Annotated in this window: 2 protein-coding genes; both read right to left on the bottom strand. The window is 67.1% G+C overall.

Features of this window, described 5'->3' with window-relative positions; all coding sequences use genetic code 11:
- Positions 1-69: 69 nt before the first annotated feature.
- On the bottom strand, positions 70-1,536 hold the full coding sequence (locus tag A5732_RS08365) for a glutamate synthase subunit beta (RefSeq protein ID WP_076055600.1): 1,467 nt from the start codon (positions 1,534-1,536) through the stop codon (positions 70-72).
- The gene (gltB, locus tag A5732_RS08370) at positions 1,529-6,112 is read right to left on the bottom strand and encodes a glutamate synthase large subunit (RefSeq protein WP_076101935.1); all 4,584 of its coding nucleotides are present in this window, start codon (positions 6,110-6,112) and stop codon (positions 1,529-1,531) included. Before gltB ends, A5732_RS08365 begins: the two co-directional genes overlap by 8 nt.
- Positions 6,113-6,852: the final 740 nt, after the last annotated feature.

Raw genomic sequence — 6,852 nt, forward strand, 5'->3', positions numbered from 1 at the left:
CAACCGTCTGGCAAACAGTGGGAGACTCGCCGAGCGAAGCCGGGCGTGTTTCAGGTGTGACTGGTGTTACTACTGAAGCGGTACCGCGGTGGGCTTGACCGGCGCCGGCAGCGCGGTCGACCCCATCAGGAATCGGTCCGCCGCGGCCGCGGCGGCCCTGCCCTCAGCTATCGCCCAGACGATCAGCGACTGGCCGCGCCCCATGTCACCGGCGACGAAGACGCCCGGCACCGACGTGTCGAAATCGGCGCCGCGCGCGACGTTGCCGCGCTCGCTGAGCTTCACCTCGAGGTCGGTGAGCAGGCCCTCCTTCTCGGGGCCGACGAAGCCCATCGCCAGCAACACCAGGTCGACCTCGAGTTCGAACTCGGATCCCTCCACCTTGACGAACTTGCCGTCCTGCATGGTCACCTCGTGCGCCTTGAGCGCCGTCACGCGACCGTCTTCGCCGACGAATTCCTCGGTGTTGACCGAGAACACCCGCTCGCCGCCCTCTTCGTGCGCCGAGGACACCCGGTACATCAGCGGGTAGGTCGGCCACGGGGTGGACGGGGCGCGCGTCTCCGGCGGGCGCGGCATGATCTCGAACTGGTGGATGATCGTCGCGCCCTGGCGGTGCGCGGTACCCAGGCAGTCGGCCCCGGTGTCGCCGCCACCGATGATGACGACCTTCTTGTCCTTGGCGGTGATCGGCGGCTCCCCGTCGGGCCCCAGCACGTCGTCACCCTCCTGCACGCGGTTACCCCACGGCAGGTACTCCATCGCCTGGTGAATCCCGTCCAGTTCCCGGCCGGGGATCGGCAGATCACGCGCGGCGGTGGCACCGCCGGCCAGCACCACGGCGTCGAAGTCGGCGCGCAGTTGCTCGGCGGTGATGTCGACTCCGACGTTGACCCCGGTCCGGAATTCCGTTCCCTCGGCCCGCATCTGGTCAAGCCGGCGGTCGAGGACGCGCTTTTCCATCTTGAATTCCGGGATGCCGTAGCGCAGCAGTCCACCGATGCGGTCGGCCCGCTCGAACACGGTGACGGTGTGGCCGGCGCGAGTCAGCTGCTGGGCGGCGGCCAGGCCCGCCGGCCCGGAACCGACCACGGCGACCTTTTTCCCGGTCGTCGTGTCCGGCGGCAACGGCCGGACCCAGCCCTCGTCGAAGGCCTTGTCGATGATCTCCAGCTCGATCTGCTTGATCGTCACCGGATCCTGGTTGATGCCGAGCACACAGGCCGGCTCGCAGGGAGCGGGACACAGGCGACCGGTGAAGTCCGGGAAGTTGTTGGTGGCGTGCAGCCGTTCGATGGCGTCGCGCCACCGGTCCCTGCGCACCAGGTCGTTCCACTCCGGAATCAGGTTGCCCAGCGGGCAACCGTTGTGGCAGAAGGGAATACCGCAGTCCATGCAGCGGGTCGCCTGCTCGCGCAAGGTCTCGTTGTCGAATTCTTCGTAGACCTCACGCCAGTCGCGCAACCGGATCGGGACAGGCCGGCGCTTCGGCAGTTCCCGATGCGTGTATTTCAGGAAGCCGCTCGGATCAGCCATGCGCGGCCGCCATGATCGCCTTGTCGACCTCCACGCCGTCGCGTTCCGCTTCGGCGATGGCCTGCAACACCCGCTTGTAGTCCCGCGGCATCACCTTGGCGAAGTGCCGCTGGTGTTGCGGCCAGTCACCCAGAATCCGCTGGCCGATAGCGGAATCGGTGGCATCAACGTGTGCCTGAATCATGCCGTGCAACCACTCGTAGTCATCTTCATCCAAGCTCTCGAGCTCGACCATCTCCGCGTTGAGATTGCCTGGGAATTCGCCCTGCGGATCGTAAATGTAGGCCACGCCGCCGGACATGCCCGCCGCGAAATTACGGCCGGTGCGACCGAGGACGACAACCTTGCCGCCGGTCATGTACTCGCAACCGTGGTCGCCGACGCCCTCGACGACGGCGTGCGCCCCGGAGTTACGGACCGCGAACCGCTCGCCGACGACGCCGCGCAGGTACGCCTCGCCGCTGGTCGCGCCGAACAGGATCACGTTGCCGCCGATGATGTTGTCCTCGGCGACGTAGTCCTGGGGCGCGTCGTCCGACGGCCGAACCACGATCCGCCCGCCCGACAGGCCCTTACCGACGTAGTCGTTGGCGTCGCCGTAGACGCGCAGCGTGATGCCCCGCGGCACGAACGCGCCGAAGCTGTTACCCGCCGACCCGTCAAAGGTGATGTCGATGGTGCCGTCCGGCAGCCCTTGTCCGCCATAGGCTTTGGTGACCTCGTGGCCGAGCATGGTGCCCACCGTGCGGTTGACGTTGCTGATGGTCGTGGAGAACCGCACCGGCGTTCCGGAGTCCAGCGCCTCGCGGCTCATCACGATCAATTGCTGGTCCAGCGCCTTGTCCAGGCCGTGGTCCTGGCGCGAGCTGCAGTACAGGTCCTGATTCATGAACGCGGATTCGGGCTCGTGCAGAACCGGGGCCAGATCCAGCCGGTGCGCCTTCCAGTGGGCCCGCGCCAGCGTCATGTCCAACGACTTCACCTGGCCGACGGCCTCGTTGATCGTGCGGAATCCCAACTGCGCCATGTATTCGCGGACCTCTTCGGCAATGAACATGAAGAAGTTCTCGACGAACTCGGGCTTGCCGGTGAAGCGTTCGCGCAGCACCGGGTTCTGGGTGGCCACCCCGACGGGGCAGGTGTCCAGGTGGCAGACCCGCATCATGATGCAGCCGGAGACCACCAGCGGCGCGGTGGCGAAGCCGAATTCCTCGGCGCCCAGCAGCGCCGCGATCATCACGTCGCGCCCCGTCTTGAGCTGACCGTCGACCTGGACCACGATTCGGTCGCGTAATCCGTTCAGCAGCAACGTCTGCTGCGTCTCGGCCAGCCCCAGCTCCCACGGAGCCCCGGCGTGCTTCATCGAAGTCAGCGGCGTCGCACCGGTGCCGCCGTCGTGCCCGGAGATCAGCACCACGTCGGCGTGGGCCTTGGATACCCCCGCGGCCACCGTGCCGACGCCGTTCTCGGAGACCAGCTTCACGTGCACCCGTGCGGCCGGGTTGGCGTTCTTCAGGTCGTGGATCAGCTGCGCTAGATCCTCGATGGAGTAGATGTCGTGGTGCGGCGGCGGCGAGATCAGGCCGACGCCCGGGGTGGAGTGGCGAACCTCGGCGACCCACGGGTACACCTTATGCCCCGGGAGCTGGCCGCCCTCACCGGGTTTCGCGCCTTGGGCCATCTTGATCTGGATGTCGGTGCAGTTCGTCAGGTAGTGCGATGTGACGCCGAACCGCCCGGAGGCGACCTGCTTGATCGCGCTGCGCCGCCAGTCGCCGTTGGGATCGCGGTCGAACCGCTTGACGTCTTCGCCGCCCTCACCACAGTTGGACCGGCCACCCAGCCGGTTCATCGCGATGGCCAGCGTTTCGTGCGCCTCGGCGGAGATCGAGCCGTAGCTCATCGCGCCGGTCGAGAAGCGCTTGACGATCTCGCTGGCGGGCTCGACTTCCTCCAGGGGTATCGGGGGGTTGATCCCGGCCCGGAACTTGAGCAACCCACGCAGGGACGCCATCCGCTCGCTCTGGTCGTCGACCAGGCGGGTGTAGTCCTTGAACACCTTGTACTGGCCGGTGCGAGTGGCGTGCTGCAGCTTGAAGACGGTCTCGGGGTTGAACAGGTGGTACTCGCCCTCGCGGCGCCACTGGTATTCCCCGCCGACCTCGAGCTCGCGGTGGGCCCGCTCGTCCGGCCGATCCAGGTAGGCCAGCGCGTGCCGCGCGGCGACGTCGGCGGCGATGTCGTCCAGGGTGATGCCGCCGATGGGACAGCTCAGGCCGGTGAAGTACTCGCTGAGCACGTCCTCGGAAATGCCGACCGCCTGGAACAACTGGGCGCCGGTGTAGGACGCCACCGTCGAAATGCCCATCTTGGACATGACTTTCAGCACGCCCTTGCCGGCGGCCTTGATGTAGTTGCTCAGCGCCGTCTTGCGGTCAATGCCTTCGATGACGCCACGATCGAGCATGTCCTCGATGGACTCGAACGCCATGTACGGGTTGATCGCCGCCGCACCGAAGCCGACCAGCGCGGCCATGTGGTGCACCTCGCGGGCGTCACCGGTTTCCACCACCAGCCCGACGTGGGTCCGGGTCCGGTCGCGCACCAGGTGGTGGTGCACCCCCGCCACCGCGAGCAACGACGGGATGGGCGCCATCTTCTCGTCGGATTCGCGGTCGGACAGGATGATCACGCGCGCGCCGTCGGCGACCACCGCCGACGCCTGCGCGCGCACCTCCTCGAGCGCGGCGGCCAGTCCGGCGCCGCCCTCGGCGACCGGGTACAGGCAGCGAATCACCTTGGAACGCATGCCATGCGGGCGACCGTTGACCTCGTCCTCCGGGTCGAGGTTGATCAGCTTCGCCAGCTCCCGGTTACGCAGTATCGGCTGCGACAGCGAGATCTGGTGACACGAGCGCTCGGTCGGCGTGAGCAGGTCACGCTCGCCGCCGGTGGTGCCCTGCAGACTGGTCACCACCTCCTCGCGGATGGCGTCCAGCGGCGGGTTGGTCACCTGCGCGAAGAGCTGCTGGAAGTAGTCGTAGAGCATCCGGGGCCGCTGAGAGAGCACCGCGACCGGGGTGTCGGTGCCCATCGACCCGATCGGCTCGGCGCCGCTGCGCACCATCGGCGCCACCAAGAGGTTGAGTTCCTCGTAGGTGTAGCCGAATATCTGCTGGCGCTTGACCAGTCGGTCGTGGGGCATCCGCTTGTAGTTGCCCTGCGGCAGGTCGTCGAGCGGCACCAGGTTCCTGTCCAGCCACTCCTGGTAGGGGTGCTCGGCGGCCAGCTCCGCCTTGATCTCCTCGTCGGAGACGATGCGGCCCTGCGCGGTGTCCACCAGGAACATGCGGCCGGGCTGCAACCGCATCCGGCGGACCACCTTGGCCGGGTCCAGGTCCAGCACACCGGCCTCGGACGCCATGACCACCAGGCCGTCTTCGGTGACCCAGATTCGCGAGGGGCGCAAGCCGTTACGGTCGAGCACCGCGCCGATGATGGTTCCGTCGGAGAACGTGATCGACGCGGGACCGTCCCACGGCTCCATCAGTGAGGCGTGGTACTGGTAGAACGCCCGGCGCGCGGGGTCCATCGACTCGTTGCGTTCCCAGGCCTCGGGGATCATCATCAACACCGCGTGGGCCAGGCTGCGCCCGCCCAGGTGGAGCAGTTCGAGCGCCTCATCGAAGCGGGCGGTGTCGGATGCCCCCGGCGTACAGATCGGGAACAACTTCTCGACGTCGGCTTCCGCGCCGAAAACGTCGGTCTTCATCAGCGCCTCGCGGGCCCGCATCCAGTTCTCATTGCCGGTGACGGTGTTGATCTCACCGTTGTGTGCGACGCGGCGGAACGGATGCGCCAGCGGCCACGAGGGGAAGGTGTTCGTAGAGAACCGCGAGTGCACGATGCCCAGCGCGCTGGTCAACCGATCGTCTTGCAGGTCAAGGTAAAACGCCTTGAGCTGAGGCGTGGTCAGCATGCCCTTGTAGACGAACGTCCGACCGGAAAGGCTGGGGAAATAGACGGTTTCGCGGCCGGGACCGTCCTGGCCCGGGCCCTTGGTACCCAGTTCGTGCTCGGCGCGCTTACGCACCACGTAGGCGCGGCGCTCCAGCGTCATACCGGATGCGCCCGCCATGAACACCTGGCGGAAGGTGGGCATCGCGTCGCGGGACAACGCGCCCAGCGACGAGTCGTCGATGGGCACGTTGCGCCAGCCCAGCACCGTCAAGCCCTCGGCTTCGGCGATCTTCTCCACCGCGGCACACGCCGTCGCCGCGTCCTTGGACGACTGCGGCAGGAAGGCGATGCCGGTGGCGTAGCTGCCCTCCGGGGGCAGCTCGAAGTCCACTACCTCGCGCAGGAAAGCATCCGGGACCTGAAGCATGATGCCGGCGCCGTCGCCACTGCGCGGCTCGGCGCCCTGGGCACCCCGGTGTTCGAGGTTCAGCAGCGCAGTGATTGCCTTGTCCACAATGTCGCGGCTACGACGGCCGTGCATATCGACGACCATGGCAACCCCGCACGCGTCGTGCTCGAACGCGGGGTTGTATAACCCGACGCGCTTGGGCGTCATATGCACCTGACCCTTCACCTGAACGTTCTGCGCGGCCGTTCGCACCGGCCCCATCGAGGTCGCACCCGGAGGTTGCGGGCTAGAACCCCGTCGGTCTTGTCTCGATGGGCTGTGCCCCAGGCGGAGATGATCCTGTTCGGGATGTCCGTGCAGCTCTGAACGGTGGCCTGGAACCGGTCTCGACAAGTCGTAAAACGATATGACAATACCCGCCTGACATGCCAACTTCGCCAAGTCTAACCGCCAGTTGGCACCGCCGGAAATTTCGCTGCTGCCTTTGACCCTCCATTCTGCCAGCCCCTTGCCCGGGGCCACGAATTCTTTCCATAGCTGCGCGTATTCCAGGGATTCCCGTTTCCGCGCAACCCCATGCAAAGAGTTTGCTGACGTGCGCTCCAAGTGGGTTGCCGATGGTGCTGGGCGCGGGCATGGGCGTGCTCAGCGCCCAGCCAAGGGGCATCGCCGCTGCGCAGAGCCGCGCGCTTGTGAGTTTGCAGGTTCGCGCGCGGGGTGCGGCGAGAGATACTGGACGGGAATTGGTCACACCCGGCGTCGCAGGTTGGACCGTGGCGCTTATCACGTAATACGTTCGTCGCGGCCGGCCCATCGGCGCGACAAACTACCGTCCGGCACGCGAGGAGCCCATGAACGAGCGCGACGAATTCCTGCGGGACCGTCTGCAGCCCGGGCGCCCCAGCACCCCGGCGCCGCGCCCGCACGGCCCCGCCCCGCAACCGCCC

The organism is Mycobacterium colombiense (assembly GCF_001953985.1).
Lineage (GTDB): Bacteria > Actinomycetota > Actinomycetes > Mycobacteriales > Mycobacteriaceae > Mycobacterium > Mycobacterium colombiense_B.